Source organism: Pseudomonas sp. Root401 (genome assembly GCF_001425105.1).
GTDB classification, from domain to species: Bacteria; Pseudomonadota; Gammaproteobacteria; order Pseudomonadales; family Pseudomonadaceae; genus Aquipseudomonas; species Aquipseudomonas brassicacearum.
Window position 1 is genome coordinate 1 of the sequence record NZ_LMDO01000018.1, and the last position, 22011, is coordinate 22011.

At 61.9% G+C, this 22011-nt stretch carries 10 protein-coding genes and 3 pseudogenes; 8 read left to right on the plus strand and 5 right to left on the minus strand.

The window, feature by feature from the left end:
• On the minus strand, positions 1–988 hold a 988-nt coding region (locus ASC85_RS32500), incomplete at both ends, for a condensation domain-containing protein (RefSeq protein ID WP_236712359.1).
• A 1-nt stretch (position 989) separates the two neighbouring features.
• A pseudogene (locus ASC85_RS33115) lies at positions 990–3902 on the minus strand (non-ribosomal peptide synthetase); the annotation flags it as partial.
• 409 nt (positions 3903–4311) lie between these two features.
• On the opposite strand from ASC85_RS33115, the gene ASC85_RS15405 reads away from it, so the two are divergent.
• The 3 genes from ASC85_RS15405 (at position 4312) to ASC85_RS15415 (ending at position 7402) form a co-directional block, all read left to right on the plus strand.
• Positions 4312–5268: a cupin-like domain-containing protein gene (locus tag ASC85_RS15405; protein WP_236712360.1), complete on the plus strand. Its 957-nt coding sequence runs from the start codon at positions 4312–4314 to the stop codon at positions 5266–5268.
• Positions 5265–6635 (plus strand): MFS transporter, encoded by a 1371-nt coding sequence (locus ASC85_RS15410; protein ID WP_057450209.1) that lies wholly within the window; start codon positions 5265–5267, stop codon positions 6633–6635. Before ASC85_RS15405 ends, ASC85_RS15410 begins: the two co-directional genes overlap by 4 nt.
• A gap of 155 nt (positions 6636–6790) precedes the next feature.
• Positions 6791–7402: an aspartyl/asparaginyl beta-hydroxylase domain-containing protein gene (locus tag ASC85_RS15415; RefSeq protein ID WP_057450211.1), complete on the plus strand. Its 612-nt coding sequence runs from the start codon at positions 6791–6793 to the stop codon at positions 7400–7402.
• Between the two features lie 865 nt (positions 7403–8267).
• Here ASC85_RS15415 and ASC85_RS15420 read toward each other — a convergent pair.
• From ASC85_RS15420 to syrB1, 3 genes are read right to left on the minus strand one after another with little or no spacing between them, the layout of a single operon-like run.
• The gene (locus tag ASC85_RS15420) at positions 8268–9494 is read right to left on the minus strand and encodes an alpha/beta fold hydrolase (RefSeq protein WP_057450213.1); all 1227 of its coding nucleotides are present in this window, start codon (positions 9492–9494) and stop codon (positions 8268–8270) included.
• Positions 9495–9554: 60 nt separating this feature from the next.
• The gene (syrB2, locus tag ASC85_RS15425) at positions 9555–10490 is read right to left on the minus strand and encodes a syringomycin E biosynthesis L-threonyl-[L-threonyl-carrier protein] 4-chlorinase SyrB2 (RefSeq protein WP_057450214.1); all 936 of its coding nucleotides are present in this window, start codon (positions 10488–10490) and stop codon (positions 9555–9557) included.
• Positions 10491–10507: 17 nt separating this feature from the next.
• The gene (syrB1, locus tag ASC85_RS15430) at positions 10508–12355 is read right to left on the minus strand and encodes a syringomycin E biosynthesis L-threonine--[L-threonyl-carrier protein] ligase SyrB1 (RefSeq protein ID WP_057450216.1); all 1848 of its coding nucleotides are present in this window, start codon (positions 12353–12355) and stop codon (positions 10508–10510) included.
• A gap of 865 nt (positions 12356–13220) precedes the next feature.
• On the opposite strand from syrB1, the gene ASC85_RS15435 reads away from it, so the two are divergent.
• The 5 genes and pseudogenes from ASC85_RS15435 to ASC85_RS32505 all read left to right on the plus strand — a co-directional run.
• A complete protein-coding gene (locus ASC85_RS15435; RefSeq protein WP_057450218.1) occupies positions 13221–14282 on the plus strand; it encodes a TauD/TfdA family dioxygenase in 1062 nt (353 codons plus the stop codon).
• 34 nt (positions 14283–14316) lie between these two features.
• Complete coding sequence (locus tag ASC85_RS15440) at positions 14317–16014, plus strand: cyclic peptide export ABC transporter (protein ID WP_057450220.1); 1698 nt, start codon at positions 14317–14319, stop codon at positions 16012–16014.
• A gap of 397 nt (positions 16015–16411) precedes the next feature.
• On the plus strand, positions 16412–21216 hold a 4805-nt coding region (locus ASC85_RS32145), incomplete at its 3' end, for a non-ribosomal peptide synthetase (protein ID WP_236712361.1).
• 1 nt (position 21217) lies between these two features.
• Positions 21218–21760: pseudogene (locus tag ASC85_RS33120) on the plus strand (AMP-binding protein); the annotation flags it as partial.
• 1 nt (position 21761) lies between these two features.
• Positions 21762–22011, plus strand: a pseudogene (locus ASC85_RS32505) (AMP-binding protein); the annotation flags it as partial.

Sequence of the window (22011 nt, forward strand, 5' to 3'; positions counted from 1 at the left end):
CCTGGGTGTGCAGGCGTTCACCTTGCAGGTGCTGCTGTTGCCAGTTGGCGTAGTCGGCGTATTGCAGGGTCAGGGGCGGCAGCGGGTCGTCGAGCTGCTGGCTGAACGCGGCGTAGAGCGCGTTGAATTCACCGATCAACACCGCCACCGACCAACCGTCGGAGACGATGTGGTGCTGGGTCACCAGCAGGATGTGYTCGTCTTCGGCCAGGCGCAGCAGGCGGCCACGAATCAGCGGGCCCTGGCTGAGGTCGAAGGCGTCCCGGGCTTCGGCCTGGGTCAGTTGGGTCACGGCCGCTTGGCGAGCGTCGGCGTCCAGGGCTTGCAGGTCGTGTTCCTGCAGGGCGAAGCCGATGTCGGYGGCGGCGAAGCGCTGGCGGACCTCGCCGTCRCGGCGTTCGAAGGTGGTGCGCAGGCTTTCGTGGCGGGCGACGATACGGTCCAGGGCCTGTTGCAGGGCGTTGCGATCCAGGCGGCCRCGCARGTGCAGCGCGGCGGGCATGTGATAGGCGACGCTGGCGGCGTGGTCCAGTTGATCGAGGAACCACAGGCGTTGCTGGGCCAGGGACAGTGGCAAGGCTTGGTCGCGGGACACCACTTCGATGGGCTGGACCCGGGACTGTCCGGCCTGATCGACGCGCTGGGCCAGTTCGCTCAACGAGGCCTGGGCGAAGAGGGTACGCAGGTCGATCTCGACGCCAAGGTCYTGGTGCAGGCGCGCCTGCAACTGCACGGTCAGCAGGGAGTGGCCGCCGAGTTCGAGGAAACCGTCGTGGCGGCCGACCTGGTCCAGTTGCAGCAGGTCTTTCCAGATGTCGGCGAGGGCGATTTCGGTATCGCCCTGGGGGGCTTCGTAGGTTTTGCTGGCCAGGGATTCCAGGCCGGGGGCCGGCAGGGCGCGGCGATCGAGCTTGCCGTTGGGCGTGAGCGGCAGGGCATCGAGGTGGACGAAGGCGCTGGGCACCATGTATTCGGGCAGGTGCTTGAGNCGGCAGGGCGCGGCGATCGAGCTTGCCGTTGGGCGTGAGCGGCAGGGCATCGAGGTGGACGAAGGCGCTGGGCACCATGTATTCGGGCAGGTGCTTGAGCAGGGTGCTGCGCAGTTGTTCGGCCGGGATCGGTTCGCCGCAGACATAGGCGACCAGGCGCTTGCTGTCCGACTGATCTGGATGGTCTTCCCGGGCAATGACCACCACCTCACGCACACCCGGGCACAACGCCAGGGCCGCTTCGACTTCACCGATCTCGATGCGCAAGCCACGGATTTTCACTTGGAAGTCATTGCGGCCCAAATACTCCAGGGCTCCGTTGGCGAGCCAGCGGCCGAGGTCGCCGGTCTTGTACAGGCGCGCGTTCGGCGCCGTGCTGAACGGATCGGTGATAAAACGCTCGGCGCTCAACTGCGGTTGATTCAGGTAACCCCTTGCCACGCCGATGCCACCAATGTGGATTTCCCCGACAATGCCCAGCGGTTGTGGTGCGCCACGGCCATCGAGCACGTGCATCTGGATGTTGGCGATCGGCCGGCCGATGGGCACGCTTTCGCCAGGGTCACTGGCGCGGCACTGCCAGGCCGTCACGTCGATGGCCGCCTCGGTCGGGCCATAAAGGTTATGCAACTCGATCGCTGGCAGCTGCTGTTCAAAACGCCGTTGCAGGCTTCGGGGCAGGGCTTCGCCACTGCACAATACGCGCCGCAGGTCAGGGAAGGCCTGGCCGTCGTGGTGTTCCAGGAATAGGTCGAGCATCGACGGCACGAAGTGCAACATCGTGATGCCGGCCTGGCGCATCAAGCGGGCCAGGTAGTCCGGCTCCTGATGGCCGCCCGGGCGCGCCATGACCAGCTCCGCTCCGGCCAGCAGCGGCAGGAAAAACTCCCAGACCGATACATCGAAACCGAACGGGGTCTTTTGCAGCACCCGGTCGCTGGCCTCGACGCCGTATTCGTCCCTGGCCCACAACAGGCGGTTGACCACGCCAAGGTGTTCATTCATCACCCCTTTGGGGGTGCCGGTGGAGCCGGAGGTGTAGAGCACGTAGGCCAAGTGTCCGGGTGTCAGGCCCAGGGAGAGCGGATCCGGGTCGTGTTCGGGTTGAGCGGCCAGTTGGGCGGGATCGTCGAGCGCCAGCAGCGGCGCATTCGACGCGGGCAGCAGGTCCAGTAGCGCCTCGCTGGTCAGCACCGCCCGAGGGCTGCTGTCGTCGAGCATGAACGCTTGGCGCGCGCTTGGCAGGTCCGGGTCGATGGGCACGTAGGCGCCCCCGGCCTTGAGAATTCCCAGCAGGGCGACGACCATTTCCGGGCCGCGCCTCAAGCTCACGGCCACTCGCTCGTCCGGTTTGACGCCCAGCCCGATCAAACGATGGGCCAGTCGATTGGCCTGGCGGTTGAGTTGTTCATAGCTGAGCAACGGCCCGGCGTCGCCGCGTACGGCACAGGCGAGCGGGCGCTGTTCGGCTTGCTGTTCGAACAGCTGGTGGATCAACACATCCCGCGGATAGTCGCGGGCCGTGGCGTTGAATTCGACTTGCACACGTTGGCGCTCGGCCTGGCTCATCAGTGGGTAATGCCCCACAGGCGTTTCATGCTGCTCCAGCACCGCCTCGAGCATCGAGACGATGCGTTGTTGCAGGTGTCGGGCTTCTTCCAGGCTGAAGTAAGCGGTGTTGAAGTTGAAATCAAGGTGGACGTCTTCGAATGGATGGTAATCGCGCACGAAGATCGCCATGGGCGTCTGCTCATAACCGTTGTCCATGGTGATGACCGTGGACGAGGTGCCGCCGAACTGATCGTCGCCGTCCAGGCTTTCGAACGACAGGGACACGTCGAACAACTGGCGACGCCCGGTCTGGGCCAGGCGCAGGGTGCGATTGAGTTCGGCGATGGGGAAGCGTTGGTGACGGTAGCAGCGGCGCAATTGCCCGCCAGCGGCGTGCATCAGATCCAACAGCGAGGCGTCGAAATCGACGGGCAGGCGGATCGGGCTGACAGAGGAAAACATGCCGGCGGTTTCTTTCGCCCGGGCCGTGGTGCGGTTGTGCACGGGCATGCCGATGACGATTTCATCGACACCCACGGTGCGACAGAAATAGGTGGCGACCACGCTGATCAGCACATGGGCAACCGAGAGGCTGCGTTCGCTGGCAAATTGCGTCAACGCGTTGTACAGCGCCCGGGGCAGCATCGCCTGGACCTGGGCACTGGGCGCCAGTTCATTGGCCTGCCCGGTCTTGAAATCGGCCCGGCGCTGCAGCAGCGACGGCGGCATCTGTGCGTAGGTGTCCTGCCAGAACTGGCGGTCGCGCTCATAGCGGGACGAGGCCAGGTAAGCCCGGTCATCTTCCAGGAACGACAGGTAGGAATGCCCTTGGGCGACTTCATCGTTGCCGGCCAGCAACGCGTTGTAGGCCGAGCCCACGGCATGGCCGATCAGGGCCACGCCAATGCCGTCGGTGACCAGGTGGTGGTAGCGGGCGAGCCAATAATGGCGGTTCGGGCCGCAACGGACCATGCGTGCGTCCCAGAGCCGGCCCGTCAATGACTCAAAGGGTTGGCGAAAGGCGTCGCGCAGATAGTCCATGGCCAAGCCGGCGTCGGCGTCAGCCTCGGAGAATTCCACCACCTCCAGGTTCACCTTGACCTCGGGCAGGACTCGCTGGCGGCCGGTGCCACCTTCATGGCTGAAGCTCAGGCGCAGGGTGTCGTGACGATTTGCCACCAGCTCGATGGCTTTCTCGAACAATGCAATGTCGATCTGGCCCTTGATCTCCAGGGACATGCCGATGTTGTAGTAGGGCAGGTCCGGGTGTGCGAGCTGATCCAGCCAGATACCCTGCTGGACGGAGGCCAGTTCGTGGGACGCGGAGTCTTGGGTAGGCAACATATCGGTCGACGAATCCATTTCGGAGCACCTGCTTGCAGAATCAATTGAGGTTTTTCTCCGTTCGAATGGCAGTGGTGAAGGCCTGGACGACTGCCAGTCGGCGGAATCAATAGCCGTGGAGAAGGACATCGGGGGTGGTGTTAAGCGTTGGGGCGACGGGGGTGGCGAGGGCTGCGGTGCGAGCCGTCGAGGGTCCCGATCTGCCGTTCGGCTGCGCCTGACATCCCTTCACAAAGTGAGAAAAAATTAGAGCATCCGCCTTGGGATGTCTGTCATGGGAAGCAGGGACAACAGCGCGGAGCGCGGCTTTGCGGTGCTTGGGCGTGGTCGCGCGAGTCTGTTATACCAACGGCCCTGAGTGTGCTTGCGAGGGTCGAAAATGCCATTAACCGCCGAATCAGACCGCCCAGCGACGAAGTTCTGGAGCTTGTCCCGCTTTCCCAATCATCCGCAGGCCGGTGCGGTCGATGTGATCGATGCGCTGGTGATTTCCAAAGAGGAATTCACTCGCCGCTACGTCAATCGCAACCGTCCCTGCCTGGTCAAGAATGCGGTACGGCATTGGCCGGCTTTTCACAAATGGCAGCGCCTGGACTACCTCAAGGCGCACTCGCGCAATAGTGCGGTGGTGGTGCGCTCGCAGATTGTTTCCGAAGTCATCGGCTGGTCCAATCCACCCGTCAAGGCCGAGCTGACCGAGTACGCCAACACGGTCTATCGGGAAGTGCCGTTCCACCAGTTTCTCGACGACCTGAGCGAGGGCGATACGCCGTTGGTGGCCGACAGTTGCCGGTTCTCCGAAGGCTCGGCCATCGAACAGATGAAGGAAGACGTCGGTGGGTTACCGTTCATGCCGCAGTTGGGCAAGTCCCGGCACTATCCGCCCCATCGCAGCTTCCTGTACCGCAACTCTTATACCGATTGGCATTTCCATGTCGTCGATGAAACCTTCATGGCCCAAGTCGTCGGCGCCAAGGAGGTACTGTTGTTGCCACCGGACGAAGCCAGTTGGCGGGCCTTGCGCCCGGTGATCGAGGAGGCTGGCTACCTGTACGACATCGACACGGGGCGCTTCCCGGGCACTCGCGCGTTGCGGGCGCTGCGCACGGTGGTGGAACCGGGGGATGCGTTGTACATCCCGGTCTACTGGTGGCACGCCGTGCAGTCGATGGACGATGAATTTGGCGCCACCGTCGCGGCGACGTTCCCGACGCCGTTGCACGTCAGTGGCAACATCAGTTCGCCCATCGCCAGGCGGGTGTTGCGGACCTATCTGTTTTCCCGTTTTGCGCCGTTGGTGTTTGGCGCGGTGCTCTATTCTCTGGCCTATCGGCTACTGGACAAGTTGATCGGTGTCGTCATGCCTCGCGATGTGCGTCCATGAGTGTGGGGAGCGGCCGCCGGGGTTTTGACCTGGGACGTGGTTTCTATTTCCTCTGGTGCGGTGAGTCGCTGGCACTGGTGGGCACGGCACTGATGGAATTCGCCCTGGGCGTCTGGGTGTACAACCACACCGGTTCGGCGGTGGCCTTTGCCAACGTGGTGCTGGCGGCGACACTGCCGGCGGTGCTGTTCCTGCCTTTGGCGGGTGGCCTGGCCGACCGGATCAGCCACCGGGTGATCATTGTCTGTTGCGATGTGACCCTGGCGGTGTTGCTCCTGGGGGTCATGGCGCTGCTCTGGTTCGAACGCCTGGAACCGCTGCACCTGTACATTTTCAATTGCCTGGCGTCGATTGTCGGCGCCTTTCGCAAGCCGGCCTATCAGGCGGCTGTCAGTACGATTGTCGCGCCCGACAAGTTCACCCGCGCCTCGGGATTGATCAGTATCAGCAAGAATGCTTCGGCCCTGGTGGCGCCGCTGCTGGCGGGGGCGATCATGGCCAGTGCCGGGCTGGTGACGATCCTGGCGGTGGACCTGATGACCTTCTGCTCCGGCACCTTGCTGGTGATCAAGGCGTTCTCCCATGTACGAGGGGCGCCGGGGCGCGAGGACGACGCGCCAAAAGGCACGGTGTTCGGCGGGGCGGTGGGGAATGTCGCCGCGGCGCTGAAGTTCTTTGTCGCCCAGCGGCTGATGGCCGGGCTGCTGGTCTACACCATGATGCGCATGGCGCTGTTGTCACTGGCTACCTTGATGATGACGCCGTTGCTGTTGTCGACCCTGGGCAGCCAGGCCTTGGGCATGGCCTATACCTGGGCGGCACTGGGCGGTCTGGCTGGCGCGGGGCTGCTGATTTCGATGGGCAATCCACGTCGGTTGATGGTGCTGGTGGCGGTGGCCGATCTGTTGCTGGCAGCCTGTGTCGTCGCCTTGGGGCTGGTCTCGCAGGCTTTCGCCTACTGCGCGCTGGCCTTTGTCGCGATCACCATGGCGAGCATCGCCGACGCCAGCGTGAACTCACTATGGATGCGCAGGATCCCTGCGGATAATCGTGCCAGCGTGTTTGCGTTGATCAGCATGTTGACTATCGCCACCACCAGCCTGGCGGTGATCATCGGCGGTTTCCTGGTGGACCATTGGTTCCAGCCGGCACTGATGCCCGGCGGCCTTTACGCCGACTCGATCGGGCGTTGGCTGGGCGTGGGACCAGGGCGTGGCGTGGGCCTGCTGTTCGTGGTGGCCGGTGGGTTGTTCGCACTGCTGCCGTTGAGCGTTTTGCTCTATGGGCCGATGCGTCGACTGGATGAGCCGCCGGCGCCGATGGCCGCCCCGCGAATGATCGAAACCCCCCAGGCCGAGCCGCTGTAATGCCGGTCGGTCCCGGTGTACCTGATTCCCGTGACAGACAGGTCACGCCCGGTGGGGCACCCTTGGCAGGCTCTCCTGCTACGCCCCAAGCACCTGGCGGACAGGACCATCTGGCATCGCCAGCGGAATCGACAACCTCAATAAAAGGAGTACCTATGCGCCCGTCGTTTTATGATCCCAGCCGTTTTCCGCAACTCAAGCACCTGGCCGACAACTGGGAAGTGATCCGCGAGGAATTTCTGGCCCTCAATGCGCCGACCCTGACGATCAACCGCGTGGGCAAGCAGATCGCCGAGATCGTCGAGGAGATCGACGCTCACATGGCGGCTGGGGGGGAGTATGGCTGGCTCTGGGGATGGGGTGATGACATGGATATCATGCCGGAGTGGACCCAATACGGTCTGGTGGCCTACGACACTCCGATCCCCTACGCCCGCGATGCCATGCCCGGGACTATCGAGCTGCTGAGCAAGATTCCTGGTATCAAGCTTTGCGCTTTGTTGCGGATGGAGCCCAATGTGTTCCTCGGTACTCACTCTCATACCGGCACTTGGGAGGAGGGGCTGCTGCATATGCAACTGACCATCGATGCGCCTACCACGCAGAACTATGCCTACCTCAACGTCAACGGAAGTTTTAACCAGAGCACCAATGGCAATCTGGTGATTTTCGATGGGTCCCTGGATCACTTTGCTGTCAATGCGTCCAGGGCTCACCGGACGGTGTTGTATCTCGAGTTTCATCGTGAGAAGCATATGGTGGCTTGATGTTGACCGCGCTCGTGCCTTGGAATGATTTGCGGTGCCCACGGGATTGATGGTTATTGGTAGACCTGTGGGAGCGAGCCYGCTCGCGAAGRGGCCGGTACATCCGACATTTTCATCGAYTGGGCCACCGCCATCGCGAGCAAGCTTTGCTCCCACACTGGATTTTCAGCGAACACAAAATTCATGTGCACCCAGTCTCCCTGTGGGAGCGAGCCTGCTCGCGAAGGGGGCGGCACATCCGACATCTTCATTGACTGAACCACCGCCATCGCGAGCAAGCTCGCTCCCRCACTGGATTTTCAGCGGACACAAAATTCATGTGCACCCAGTCTCCCTGTGGGAGCGAGCCCGCTCGCGAAGRGGYCGGYACATCCGACATYTTCATYGACTGRRCCACCGCCATCGCGAGCAAGCTCGCTCCCACACTGGATTTTCAGCGGACACAAAATTCATGTGCACCCAGTCTCCCTGTGGGAGCGAGCCTGAACGCGAAGGGGGCGGCACATCCGACATCTTCATTGACTGAACCACCGCCATCGCGAGCAAGCTTTGCTCCCACAGATCTGATATCTGATGGGGGGCGACCGGAAGAGCCAGGTCGGCTATCAGGCCGCCTCGGAGAGGATGTTGATCTGGGACGCCCCGTTAACCACGCGGTAGCCGCGCTGGGCCATGGATGACCCTTCGCGGCGGCCCACGGAGCAATGCCTTCGTTCAGGCATGCCGAGCCTAGGCGAGGCACCGAGTGGTGGGGCAAAGCGTTTTTGGTTACTTTTGGCTGGTCCGGCTCCCGGCTCTTCCAAAAGTGACCCGCCGTTGGCGGAACCCTAAGTGGCCGTTAGCGAAGAAACGGATATTCACACCTTCAGGCCGGGTGACCCAATCCCACCGTCGATACAAGCGCCGACTCCAGAAAACGAAAAGCAGTCTGCTTCGAAACCAGGGTCGACTCGAAGAACGCCAAATGGCTGCCATTACGCTCCACATGCAACAAGGCATCACTGATGGACTCGGCAATGTGCTTGGAGCCACCAAGGTGGGTGGTTTCATCGCAGTCGCCGGCGACGACCAGCGTAGGCACGCTGATCTGTTCCAATCGCGATCTCAGCTCAGTCTTGTTCAGCGCATCGTTGAGTCGCGCATAGCGATAGAACAACTCTTCGTTGACATAGGGATAGAGCGCCGCATGGGCGATGGAGTCCGGAATGGTCGCCAGCGTCGCCTGATCCAGGAACAACGCCTGCAGGTCGCTGGCCTCGTTGCGGTCCACGGCGGCCGACTCCATCAGCCATTCGAAATTCTGCTGGTGGGCAGTGCGCAGGCTGTCGTCCCCCAGGTTGTAATCGCCGTGCCACAGGCTCAGGGAATTGACCCGGTCGGGGTGGGTGGCGGTCGCGCTGAGGGCGATCACCGCGCCACCGCAGATACCCATCAGGTGCGCGTTCTCCAGGCCATAGTGGTTCATCACATTGATCAGGTCGCCCACCTGGGCATCGGTGTCCACGGACAACTGGTCGAACGAGGTGCAGGAACCGAACAGCCCACGGGTTTCCCAGGTGACCACAAAAAACCGCTCGCTCAACGCATTGAACCAATCGCGGCACAGGTCGAACGGCATGCCGCAGGGCAGGGCGAGGACGATGGCCGGGCGATTTCGATCGGTGCTTGCATGGACCGACAGCGCCACGTTGTCGCGGGTAATCAGGTGCAGTGTCTCGACCTCGGGCACGGCACCGCTGAAATCGAAGTGTCTGACCAGACGCCCGAATGCCTTGGCATTTTCGACATCGTCGAAGTGGTCATAGGCAAACTCGAGCGCCTGGCAGATTTTCTTGCTGATGAACATCTCGAAAGACGACAGTTGCGCCTCGCCGTCATGCACGTACTGCACGGCTTTGACGCCGATCCTGGCGAACGCGGTGTTGACCGCGCGTTCCGTGGCTCTCACGCTGGAGGAGGCCTGGTCGGGCGCCACGTCACTGCCCTGGGCCAGAAAGCTCAGGCAGATAGGATCGGGCAAATGGATGGCAAGGTGCCTAAGCATCCTCACGGTCTCACACAGGCGCGTTGCTGCGTCGGTGGAAATAGTCATGGATTGGGGACTCCTGTCAGGCACGTTGCGCATGCCAACTGTCATGTGGCATTGAAAAGGTCAGACGGCTTCGAACTTCTTGCCTCGGGTGGTGTGGGTGACAAGGCGATTGTATTCAGGTGTCGTGTCGCCGATGACCTGCACCGCGCCGTACTTTTCAAGGCTGATACGTCCACCGTATTCCTCGATGTGGTCGGAGTCCGGGTAGATCTTCACGAACGATGGTACATAACGCGAGGCGAAGCCCATGCGCATGTCCTGGGACTCACCGCTGTGAGGGTAGGAGGCGTGCATCAGGGTCGACCAGAAAATGATGAACTGGCCGGCCTTCATCTGCATTGGCACGGCAGAGGCTTCATCGGGCTTCCAGTTTTCGTCGATCTGCAGCTGGCGATAGTCGTAGCCGAAGAAACCGCGCCGCACACCATCCTTGACCACCGAGCTGTTGTTGGCATCGGGGTCGTAGGCCATGCGCTTGGTTTCGTCGTAGTTCATGCTGTTCTGGGTGCCGGGAATGAACTGCAGGCAACCGTTGGCGATATTGGCGTCGGTGAAGGCGGTCCAGACGGTGATGGTGCCGCCGAAGTCTTCGTTTTCCGGCCACAGGATCTGCGGTTTGCCCGAGGCATTGGCGAAGGTGTCTGCCTGGTGCCAGTCGGTGCCTTCGTCGCCCGGGTATTTAGGGAAAAACTCGGTGCGCCAGCACAGTACGTCCGGGCCGAGGATGCTTTCGACGCGGTCACAGATTTGCGGACGGCAGATGTGGCTGGCGAGGAAGTCGTCGTCCAGGTGGCGATCGTAGTTGGCAATGTTGGTGCCGCCGGAAATCGCATCCAGGTCCTGGTACGCCGCGGCACTGCGGTCGAGCAGGCGCAGGCGGGTGCGTTTCCAGGTCTCTTTCATTTCTTCCGGGGAATAGGCGTCGAACGGTCCGATGAAACCGTTCTTTTCAAAGGACGCACGTTCTTCCGGGGTCAAGGCGAATTTTTTGCTCATGGGCTTTTCCTTTTCGATCAATGGGCTTGAACAAGGGAACGCTGGATACAACCGGCCAACACTTTGGCGGTCGCGCCGTCTGCCAGCACGCCGGGGTCGAGGTTGACCCGGTAATGGGCCTTGAGTGTGCTCAACGAGCGGATCAGGGCCAGGGAGGTGCCACCGAAGTCGAAGAAGTCATCGTTCAGGCCGATATTTTTCAGGCCGATGTCGTCCGACCAGACCTTGAGCACGAACTGCTCCTGTTCGGTGAGGCCCGGTTCGCTGGAATGGTCCACGGTCGAAGTGGCCAAATCGGGAGAGGGCAGGCGGCTCTTGTCGATTTTGCCGTGGTCGGTGACTGGCAACGCGGCCAGTGGGATGTAGGCCGAGGGGCGCATGTAGTCCGGCAGGTTCGCAGCCACCTGCGCCGCCACTTCGCTGCGCACCTGCTCGGTCCAGGCCGCCACGCCATGGGTCGGTACCACGTAGGTGACCAGGCGCCAGTCGCCATCGCCGTAATCGTGACCGGCCACGTGGGCGGCGGCTACGGCCGGGCTGGCTTGCAGGCACGCCTCGACTTCGCCCGGCTCGATGCGGAACCCACGGATTTTCAATTGTTCATCGCAACGACCGGCATAGCGGTACTCGCCGTCGTCCCCCAGCACCAGCAAGTCACCGGTGCGATAGGCACGGCTTGAGGTGCCTGGCAGCTGGACGAAGCGTTCGCTGTTCAGCGCGGGGCGATTCAGGTAGCCCAGGGCGACACCGGCGCCTTCGATATACAGCTCGCCGGCATTGCCTTGCGGCACCGGTTGCCGATCGGCGTCGAGCAGGTGCAGGCGCCAGCCATCCAGCGGCGCGCCGATGGACACCATGGCGGCGCTTTCCAGATCCTGGCCGCGCACCTGTTTGAAGGTGGTGTGGACAGTGGCTTCGGTGATGCCGTACATGTTGATCAAGGCCGGCTTCTGATCGCCATGGCGCTCAACCCACGGGCGTAGCACGGTGGCTGGCAGCGCCTCGCCGCCGAACACCACATAGCGCAGCGCCAGGGGCGCACTGCCAGAACGGTCAGCCTCATCCAGGCCGCGGAACGCCGATGGCGTCTGGCTCAGGACCGTCACGCCCTGGTCGGCCAGCCATTGACGCGTGCCACTTGGCGAGCGCGACACATCGTAGGGCACCACGGCGACATGGCCACCGTGGGCGAGGGCGCCCCAGATTTCCCACACCGAAAAATCGAAACCGATGGAGTGGAACATCGACCAGACGTCGTTTTCGGTGAAGGCGAACGAGCGCTGGGTACTTTCCAACAGGCGGCTGACGTTGCCGTGCGCCACCAATACACCCTTGGGTTCGCCGGTGGAACCGGAGGTGTAGATGACGTAGGCCGCGGCCTCGTCGGGGTTGCGCCGGTCGTTGCCAGGCAGAGGTTGCAGGGTCGGGCCGGCCAGCAGCTCGGCCAGGGACAGGACGCGTACGGACGCGCTTTGCGGCAGGTCGGCGAGTTCACCGATCATCAGGCCCAGGCCGCTGTCGCGCACGATGTGTTCGACACGTTTGCCGGGGTATTGCGGATCGACCGGGACGTAAGCGCCGCCGGCCTTGAGGATGCCCAGCAGGCTGATGACCAGGTCGACGCCACGTGGCAGGCACATCCCCACCAGCATGCCGTCCTGGACGCCTTCCTGGCGAAGCCTGGCCGCCAGCTGCGACGAAGCCGTGTCGAGTTGTGCGTAGCTCAATGAGCGAGAAGCGTCGGACACCGCGGTTCGCTCAGGGAATTCACGGGCCCGGGCGACGAATGTTTCATGCAGGAATGCACCGGGTGTGAGGGGGGCTGGCGCGGGGTTGACCGATCCGCCAGTGTTCTTAATCGGCATGACTAACGCTCCTGTTAAATGCCAGGCACAGCGTGCTTGCGTGTTGCGCAAACCGATGTACTCGAGACGTCGCTGCGACCCACGGCATCATTTGCGGTACCTGTGCAATTCGCAGCTCGCGCATTTCAGCACCGACTTTGTGTCGGCGTCTGTCGCGGGAAATGGGGACAAGCGAGGCTTATGCGGATCGACGTGCATCGGTGCATCGGTGCAATGGCTGGTGGTGGGCTCTGTTTTGGTGTGTATATCCGTTGCTGCGGTAACGGCGGCTTAGGGTTCCGCCCTTACGTGAGTCACTTTTTTCAGACGCCCAAAAAAGTAACCAAAAAGGCTTTGCCCCACCACTCGGCACCTCGCCTAGGCTCGGTGTGCCCGAACGAAGGCATTGCTCCGTGGTGCCCACTCCACAATGCCTGCGTTCGGCCAGTGTGGTTAACGGGGCGCCTGAGATCAACGTCCACCACGAAGCGGCCTGATAGCCGACCTGGCTCTTCCGGTCGTACACCCGTCAGATCTGTGGGAGCAAAGCTTGCTCGCGATAGCGGTGGCTCAGTCACATGGATGCTGGGCTGACTGGCCTCATCGCGAGCAGGCTCGCTCCCACAGGAGAAATGCGGTCTCACCCAGAACCAGGTCGGCTATCAGGCCGCTTCGCGGCGGACGTTGATCTCGGGCGCCCCGTTAACTTAAGTAACGGAAGATCAGAGCTTTCGGGAACGCTTAGGTAACCACCATTCCAACCTCTGTCCCGGTTTGCGGTGCCAGACATCACCCCTGATCAGTGTTTTTATCCTTGCCCGACGGTGGGGCGTATTAGTCCGGCCCTGCGACGTGGATCCGACGATCCGTGGTTCAGGAGTTATTCATGAGTCTTCAAACTGACGCATCGCCTGTCATGCCCGTTGACGGGATGGCGGATTCGCTTGTCTGGCCAGGTCACGGGGCCGGCGAATCGGTCAGGCTGTCGTTGCTCGCCGACGGTCTGAGTTTGCCGGTGGTGATCGAGCCGGCCGAACCGGGGTTGAATCCTTCGTTGTGGGCCAGCACCCATCGTGAAGCCATCGAAACGTTGCTGTGTCGCCATGGTGCGGTGCTGTTTCGCGGTTTTGACCTCGCCTCGGTGCCAGCCTTCGAGGCGTTCGCCGAAGCCTTGTCGCCTGGGTTGCACGGCAGCTACGGCGACCTGCCGAAGAAGGAGGGCGGACGTAACGTCTACCGCTCCACGCCGTATCCCGAGCGCGAGATGATCCTGTATCACAACGAGAGCTCGCACCTGGAAAGCTGGCCGCGCAAGCAATGGTTCTATTGCGAGCAGCCGTCCCGGGTGGGCGGCGCCACGCCATTGGCCGACATCCGCCAAGTGTTGCGGTGCCTGCCCTCGGAAGTGGTGGCCCGGTTCGAACAAAAGGGCCTGAGGTACAGCCGCACCTTCACCGCCGGTGTCGAGCCGAGCTGGGCCTCGTTCTTTGGTACCACCGACCGCGCGGCCGTCGAACAGCGTTGCCGGGAGCAGGGTACCGATTTCGAATGGCTCGACGACGAAACCCTGCAAGTGCGCACCCTCTGTCCGGCGGTTATCCAGCATCCGGTGACCGGGGAGCGGGCTTTTTTCAACCAGGTACAGCTGCATCATCCGTTCTGTCTCGGCGAGGAAATGCGCGAAGACCTGCTCGATATGTTCGGTGCCGACCGCCTGCCACGGATGGTCAGTTACGGCGATGGAACGCCGATTGAAGACGACGTCATGGCGTTGCTCGGCGAGGCCTATGAGGCCTGTGCGGTCAGGTTCGCCTGGCGCAAGGGCGATGTGGTGATGCTCGACAACATGTTGGCCGCCCATGCTCGCGATCCCTACGAGGAGCCGCGGCTTATCGTGGTGGCGATGGGCGAGATGACCGCCCGGGGCGATGTATGGCGACCGGCGTGAGCCCTTTCGCGATTCCATTCGAGGACAGCAACCCATGAAAGAGAAGAAAGCGAAGAAGCCCAAGGCGGGCTCGGTCATGCGCCTGTTGTGGCGCAACCATCCCTGGCTGACGCTCTTTACGTTGATCTGCGGTGTCATCAGCGGGGTGGCGTCTATCGCGGTGGTGAGCGTGATCAATGAGGCCATCCACAATGACGGCTCGCGCCTGCAGGCGCTGTACTGGTTCATCGGCCTCAGTGCCACGGCGCTGATTTTGCGCAATGGCGCAGCGTTGTTCCCGGCCTACGCCAGCATGCGCATCATGACGCGCTTGCGCATTGCGCTGTGTCGCAAGATTCTCGCCACACCACTGGAGGAAGTGGATCGGCGTGGTCCGCCCAATGTGCTGACGATGTTGACCAACGACATCCCGCAATTGAATACCACGCTGATCATCATGCCCACGATACTGGTGGAGACGACAGTCTTTCTGTTCGGCATCGGCTACCTGGCCTATCTGTCTTGGGTCGTGCTGGCCTTGACGGTTTCACTGATGGTCCTGGGGGTGGGGCTGTATCTGTTCTTCTTCTCCTGTGGCGTCAGGAACACTTCCCGGGTGCGGGATGAATACACCGCGTTCAATGAATACACCCACGCCCTGGTGTTCGGTCTCAAGGAACTCAAGCTCAATGGCGTGCGGCGCCGCTGGTTCGGTCGCTCGGCCATCGAGGCGTCTTCCACTCGTGTGGCGCGCTACAACTTTGTTGAGCGTCTGTGGTACACCGCCGCCGACAACGTCGGGCAATTCACGCTGTCGTTGCTGATCGGTTGCCTGCTGTTCGCCGCGCCCCTGGTCGGTGCCGTCGATCCGAAAATCATGACCGCCAGCGTCCTGGCGGTGTTGTACATCATGGGCCCGTTGTCGTTGCTGGTCGGGGCAATGCCCTTGCTGGCGGCGGGCCGCGTGGCCTGTACACGTCTTTCGGAATTCGGTTTCTCGATCAATGACCCGCACCCGGAGCCCATCGAGAACGACGTGCCCAAGGTTCATCTGCTGGAACACAAGAAGGCCTGGAGTCGCATCGAATTGAAAGCCGTGCGCATGCACTACCAGGAGCAGCACGCCGAGAGCGGTTTCTCCCTGGGGCCCATCGACCTGACGGTGCAGGCAGGCGAGTTGATCTACATCGTCGGCGGCAACGGTTGCGGTAAAAGCACCTTGGCCAAGATCCTCTGCGGCCTCTACATACCCCAGGACGGCGAGATCCAGCTCGATGGCAAGCCGGTCACGGATGAAAGTCGCAACGACTATCGCGATCTGTTCTCCGCGGTGTTCTCCGATTTCCATCTGTTCAACCGCCTCATCGGCCCCGACGAAGAGGACGGCAGCCCGACGCTGGCACGCAAGTACCTGGAAACCCTGGGGCTGGCCGACAAGATCAAGATCGAAGGGCTGGGGTATTCAACCCTGAAGGCCTTGTCCTATGGCCAGCAAAAACGCCTGGCGCTGGTGTGCGCCTACATGGAAGACCGATCGGTCTACGTACTGGATGAATGGGCCGCGGACCAGGACCCACCCTTCAAGAAGTTCTTCTATGAGGAACTGCTGCCCGACCTCAAGCGCCGTGGCAAGACGGTGCTGATCATTACCCATGACGACCAGTACTTCCAACTGGCCGATCGCATCATCAAGTTGTCGGACGGCCAGATCGTTTCCGACATCAACTGCGCCCTGCGCGACAAACGAGCCTGAATGTCCGTTTCGACAGCATCGTCCGGCTTGCGATGTTGTCGCGACAACACCTTTTTAAATGGATGAAAGACCCTCGGCATCATCTCGATCCGACACGAGCGAATCTGCTGTCGGTGGCGATGCCATGCCCGGACGACCCTCTCGTCCAGATGAACATCATCGACATCGTGCCGCGCTGGCTGCCTGCGCGGATCTGCATCAACTCCAGGCGTGCCTGTTGCGTTTATCCCGGGCAGCACTGACAAATCTCTGAGAAGGAACGTATGGAATTTATCTTTGCGCGTGCTGTGGGTGGCGTTGTTGCAACAGGCCTCTCGGCCGACCGGTGTGATGAAGAACGATGGGGCCGGAAGGCTCCGGACCGTTCGTTGCGGGTGTGCGTGTCGGAGGGGCAGGTATGAATCAGTTTCTCCAGCTCTCGACAAGCTACCCCCTGACGACAGCACAGCGGGACATCTGGCTGGACCAGATGACCAAGGGCGATTCCCCCCTGTACAACATTGGTGGCCATCTCCATATCCAGGGCGCCATCGATCCCGAGCGTTTTCAGCAGGCAGTCGACCTGTTGATTGAAAAATATGATGCCCTGCGTACGGTGTTGCACTACGGCGCCGACGGCGTGCCCCTGCAGACAATGGCCGAGACTTTGGAGGCGCGGGTTCCCGTACTGGATTTTTCGGATCGGCCTGACCCGGAGGCTGCGGTCCATGCCTGGATGCAACAAAGGATGGCGGTCGCCATCAGGTTGGATGAAAGCCCTTTATTCCGGTTCTATCTGGCTAAACTCGGTGACACGTCGTTTTATTTTGTGATGCACCTTCACCACATCATCCTGGACGGGTGGGGCGTCGGTTTGGTGCTCACTTCCCTGGGTGAACTCTATGACGCCCTGGAGAACGACCAGCCGCCTGACGTGTCGGCACCTTCCTATATCGGGTTCATCGACGAGGATGCCCGCTATCGTGATTCCCCTCGCTTCAAGCTCGATGAAGCGTACTGGTTGGACAAATACCAGGACGTTCCAGATCCTCTGTTCGTCGCGCGTCACCATGATCAACAGCCCGGGGCCCTGGCGCCCAGTGCTCAAGCGTTGTATCGCTTCGCCCACACCTTGAGCGATCGAATCGAGGTCCTGGCGCAAACGCATCAGGCGTCACGTTTTTCGGTGCTGCTGGCCGCACTGTATGTCTTTTTCATACGGACCACCCAGCGTGATGAGTTGGTAATCGGCCTGCCGATCCTGAACCGCCCCAATGCAACGTTCAAGAAAACGGCGGGGTTGTTCACGCAGGTCAGTGCCGTGCGGTTCAAGTTCGCCAGCGACTTGTCATTTGGTGAGTTGATACGTGGCGTGACCCGCACACTCAAACAGGACTATCGCAACCAGCGGTTCCCCCTGAGCGAGATGAACCGTTCGCTGGAGCTGCGGCGCGACAACCGTGCGCAACTGTTCGACGTTTCGTTCTCCTATGAGCAGGAAGATCGTCGGTTCATGTTCGGACAGGCGCCGGCTCATTTTGTGATGGGCTCGAACGGCCAGGAACAGATGCCGCTGTCCATCCATATCCGGAGCAATCCGCACGACGACAATGCCTGGCTGCACTGGATCTACAACGAAAGCTACTTCCAGGCCGATGAAATCGAGTCGATGGCCGATCGATTCATGCATGTGCTGGAGCAAGGCTTGCGCGACGATACGTTGCCGGTGGAGGGCTTCGTTCTACCGACTGCGGCCGAAGCGGACAGGCTCCAGGCCTGGAACGCGAGCGATGCGCGCACGTATGAGCATGACCACACGATCCATGGCCTGGTCGAAGCACAGGCGCGGGCGCAAGCTGACACGGTTGCGGTGGTGCATGAAGACCGCTGCCTGACTTATGGCGAACTCAACGCCCGGGCGAATCAGGTGGCGCACCGGTTGTTAGTCCTCGGCGTCCGCCCGGACGACCGGGTGGCGATCTGTGTCGAGCGCGGCCTGGACATGATCGTCGGCCTGCTGGGCATCCTGAAGTCCGGTGCCGGCTATGTACCGCTGGACCCGGCCTATCCCCGGGAGCGCCTGGCCTTCATGCTCGATGACAGCGCGCCGGTTGCCTTGCTGACTCAATCGACGCTGCAGGTTCAACTGCCGGCGCTGCAGGTTCCGGTTTTATTGCTCGACCAGGCCGAGACGGCGGGTATCAGCGCGCAGCCACGGTTCAATCCTGATGTGCGCGCCCTGGCCTCGCACCACTTGGCCTACGTGATCTATACCTCGGGCTCCACCGGGTTGCCCAAGGGCGTCATGGTCGAGCACCGTAACGTCGCCCGGCTGTTTTCGGCGACCCAGCCCTGGTTCGATTTTGGTCCGCAGGATGTGTGGGCGCTGTTCCACTCCTTTGCCTTCGATTTCTCGGTCTGGGAAATCTGGGGCGCATTGACCCATGGTGGCCGCTTGTTGGTGGTGCCGCAATTGATTAGCCGTTCTCCGCAAGATTGCTACACGCTGTTGTGCGAGGCCGGCGTCACGGTGCTGAACCAGACGCCAAGTGCGTTCCGGCAATTGATCGTGGCCCAGGGTGAGAGCGACCTGCGCCACAGCCTGCGCAAGGTGATCTTTGGCGGCGAAGCACTGGAAACCGGCATGCTCAAGCCGTGGTATGCCCGTGCGACCAATGCCGGGACGCAACTGGTCAACATGTACGGCATCACCGAAACGACGGTGCACGTGACGTATCGTCCGCTTGAAGCGGCCGACGCACAATTGACCGGCGTGAGTCCCATCGGTAAGCGTATTCCCGATCTGCGCCTGTACCTGCTCGACAAGTACGGCCAACCGGTGCCGGTAGGCGTGGAGGGCGAGTTGTATGTGGGGGGCGCTGGCGTGGCGCGGGGTTACCTGAACCGGCCCGAGCTAAACGAAACGCGATTCCTGGCCGATCCGTTCGATGGTGCGGCTCATGCGCGAATGTACCGTACCGGGGACCTTGGTCGCTGGCTGAAAAACGGTGAACTGGAATACCTGGGTCGCAACGATGAACAGGTCAAGATCCGTGGTTTCCGCATTGAACTGGGTGAGATCGAAGCGAAGCTGGTGGCATGTGCGCAGGTGCGCGAAGCCGTGGTGATCGCCCGTGAAGACAGCCCAGGGGACAGGCGCCTGGTGGCTTATGTGGTGGCCCACGCAGGTCGGCCACTCTCGGTGGCTGACTTGCGGGACCAGTTGCTGGACTTGTTGGCGGACTACATGGTGCCGAGTGCCTTCGTGTTGCTGGATGCGCTCCCACTGACGACCAACGGCAAGCTGGACCGCAAGGCGCTGCCGGCGCCGGATTCACAGGCCTATGCCCATCGCAGTTACGAAGCCCCGGAAGGTGAAGTGGAAACGGTTCTGGCCGGGCTTTGGGCCGAACTGCTGGGGGTGGAGCAAGTGGGCCGACATGATCGGTTCTTCGAACTGGGCGGCCACTCCTTGCTGGCGGTCAAGCTGATCGAGCGCATGCGCCAGGTCAAGTTGCACGCCGATGTAGGGGTTCTCTTTGGTCAGCCGACGTTGGCGTCACTGGCCGCCGCCACGGGTGTCAGCAATGGCATCGTGGTACCGGACAACAGGATTGCCCACGGGGTCGAACGCATCACACCGGACATGCTGCCACTGGCAACGCTGACCCAGGACGAGATCGATCGAGTGGTCGCGGCGTTGCCGGGCGGCGTGGGCAATGTCCAGGATATCTACGGGCTCGTGCCGTTGCAGGAAGGCATCCTGTATCACCACCTGGCGACCGAGGAGGGCGATCCGTACCTGTTGCAGATTCTGTTGCGCATCGACAGTCGCGAACAGCTCGATGCGATTGTGCAGGCCCTGCAAGTTGCGATTGAACGCCATGACATTCTGCGCACCTCGGTGGCGTGGGAAGGCTTGGGCGAACCGGTCCAGGTGGTCTGGCGCCAGGCACGGCTGACGGTCGAAGAGCTCAGGCTGGACGTGGCTGAAGGCGATATCGCTGGCCAGATGCAACGCCGTTTCGATCCGCGTCACACCCGCTTCGACCTGCGCCAGGCGCCGATGATGCGCATTCATTTCACCGAAGATGTCATCCACGGCAACTGGGTTGCGGTGTTGTTGTTCCATCACCTGATTGACGACGCCACCTCCCTGGGGATGTTGGGCAAGGAGATCGAGGCGCATCTGGAGGGCCGGTCGGCCGAATTGCCGGTATCGGTGCCTTACCGCAACTATGTGGCGCAGGTGCGGTTGGCGGGCAACCAAGAACACCATGAGGCGTTCTTCAGCGAGATGCTGGGGGACATAGACGAGCCGACATTGCCGTTCGGTCTGCGGGATGTGCAGGGCGACGGTGTCGGTGTCGAAGAGATGGTGTTGCCGCTGGCCGCCGACCTGGCCCAGCGGCTACGTACCCAGGCACGGCGCCTGGGAGTGAGTACGGCCAGTCTCCACCACTTGGCCTGGGGTCAGGTGGTGGGGCGTTTGTCCGGTCGCCAGGAGGTGGTGTTCGGCACGGTGCTGATGGGCCGCCTGCACAATGGGCAGGAAGCCGGCCATGCCCTGGGCATGTTCGTCAACACACTGCCCTTGCGCGTCGAGGCGGGAGGCCAGGGGGTATTGGCCGCGCTGAAAGCGACCCACGCACGGTTGGCGACGCTGCTGCGGCATGAACACGCGCCATTGTCCCTGGCGCAGCGTTGCAGCGGCGTCGTCGCGCCGACCCCCTTGTTCAGCGCGCTGATGAATTACCGGCAGACGGCCGTGGCGGCGCAGGCACACAAGGAGGTCGGTGAAGGGCGTCGCTGGGCCGGGGCGCAGATTCTGAGTGGCGAAGAACGCACCAATTATCCGCTGACCTTGTCGGTGGACGATCTCGGCGACGGCTTCAGCCTGACCGTTCAAGCGGTGGTCGAAATCGGTGCACGACGGATCGGCGCCTATATGGAAGCGGCCTTGACGAGCCTGGCGGCGGCGTTGGAGCGTGCGGTTGAATCGCCACTGGCGGATTTGACGATTTTGCCGGCATTGGAGAGCGAGCAACTGCTGGTGACGTTCAACGCCACCGAGGCCGATTATCCGCAGCAGCAGACGATCCATGGGTTGTTCGAAGACCAGGTYCAGCGTACGCCGGATGCCGTGGCGGTGATCCGGGGCGAGCAGCGCCTGAGCTATGGGGAACTGAACGAACGGGCCAACCGCTTGGCCCATTACCTGCGNCAGCGTACGCCGGATGCCGTGGCGGTGATCCGGGGCGAGCAGCGCCTGAGCTATGGGGAACTGAACGAACGGGCCAACCGCTTGGCCCATTACCTGCGCAAACAGGGCGTGGAGCCGGATTCGCGGGTGGCGATCTGCGTCGAGCGCGGTATCGACATGGTCGTAGGGCTGCTGGCGATCCTCAAGGCCGGTGGCGGTTATGTGCCGCTGGATCCGGCGTATCCGCTGGACCGTATCGCCTACATGCTGGATGACAGCGCGCCAGCGGCCGTGTTGGCGCAGACGGAAACCCTTGAATTGCTGGCGGAAGCATCGATGCCAGTGATCAATCTCGACAGCGGGCTATGGCAGGACGAATCCGTCCAGAATCCGGATGTCGCTGAGCTGACGTCCTCGCATTTAGCCTATGTGATCTACACCTCCGGTTCGACCGGTCTGCCCAAGGGCGTGATGATCGAACACCGCAACACGGTGAACTTCCTGACTTGGGCGCATCGCTCGTTTGACGCTCAAACCCTGTCGAAAACCCTGTTCTCGACCTCGNGGCGTGATGATCGAACACCGCAACACGGTGAAYTTCCTGACTTGGGCGCATCGCTCGTTTGACGCTCAAACCCTGTCGAAAACCCTGTTCTCGACCTCGCTGAACTTCGACCTGGCCGTCTACGAGTGCTTTGCCCCGTTGACCTCGGGTGGCAGCATCGAAGTGGTCACTAATGTGCTGGAACTGCAACAGGGCGAGCACGAYATCACCCTGATCAACACCGTGCCCTCGGCGCTCAAGGCGTTGCTGG

Coding starts and splice junctions, on each gene's coding strand:
- ASC85_RS15410 (WP_057450209.1), top strand. CDS start 5,265: ATGAGTGTGGGGAGCGGCCGCCGGGGTTTTGACCTGGGACGTGGTTTC.
- ASC85_RS15440 (WP_057450220.1), top strand. CDS start 14,317: ATGAAAGAGAAGAAAGCGAAGAAGCCCAAGGCGGGCTCGGTCATGCGC.
- ASC85_RS15420 (WP_057450213.1), bottom strand. CDS start 9,494: ATGACTATTTCCACCGACGCAGCAACGCGCCTGTGTGAGACCGTGAGG.
- syrB1 (WP_057450216.1), bottom strand. CDS start 12,355: ATGCCGATTAAGAACACTGGCGGATCGGTCAACCCCGCGCCAGCCCCC.
- ASC85_RS15415 (WP_057450211.1), top strand. CDS start 6,791: ATGCGCCCGTCGTTTTATGATCCCAGCCGTTTTCCGCAACTCAAGCAC.
- syrB2 (WP_057450214.1), bottom strand. CDS start 10,490: ATGAGCAAAAAATTCGCCTTGACCCCGGAAGAACGTGCGTCCTTTGAA.
- ASC85_RS15435 (WP_057450218.1), top strand. CDS start 13,221: ATGAGTCTTCAAACTGACGCATCGCCTGTCATGCCCGTTGACGGGATG.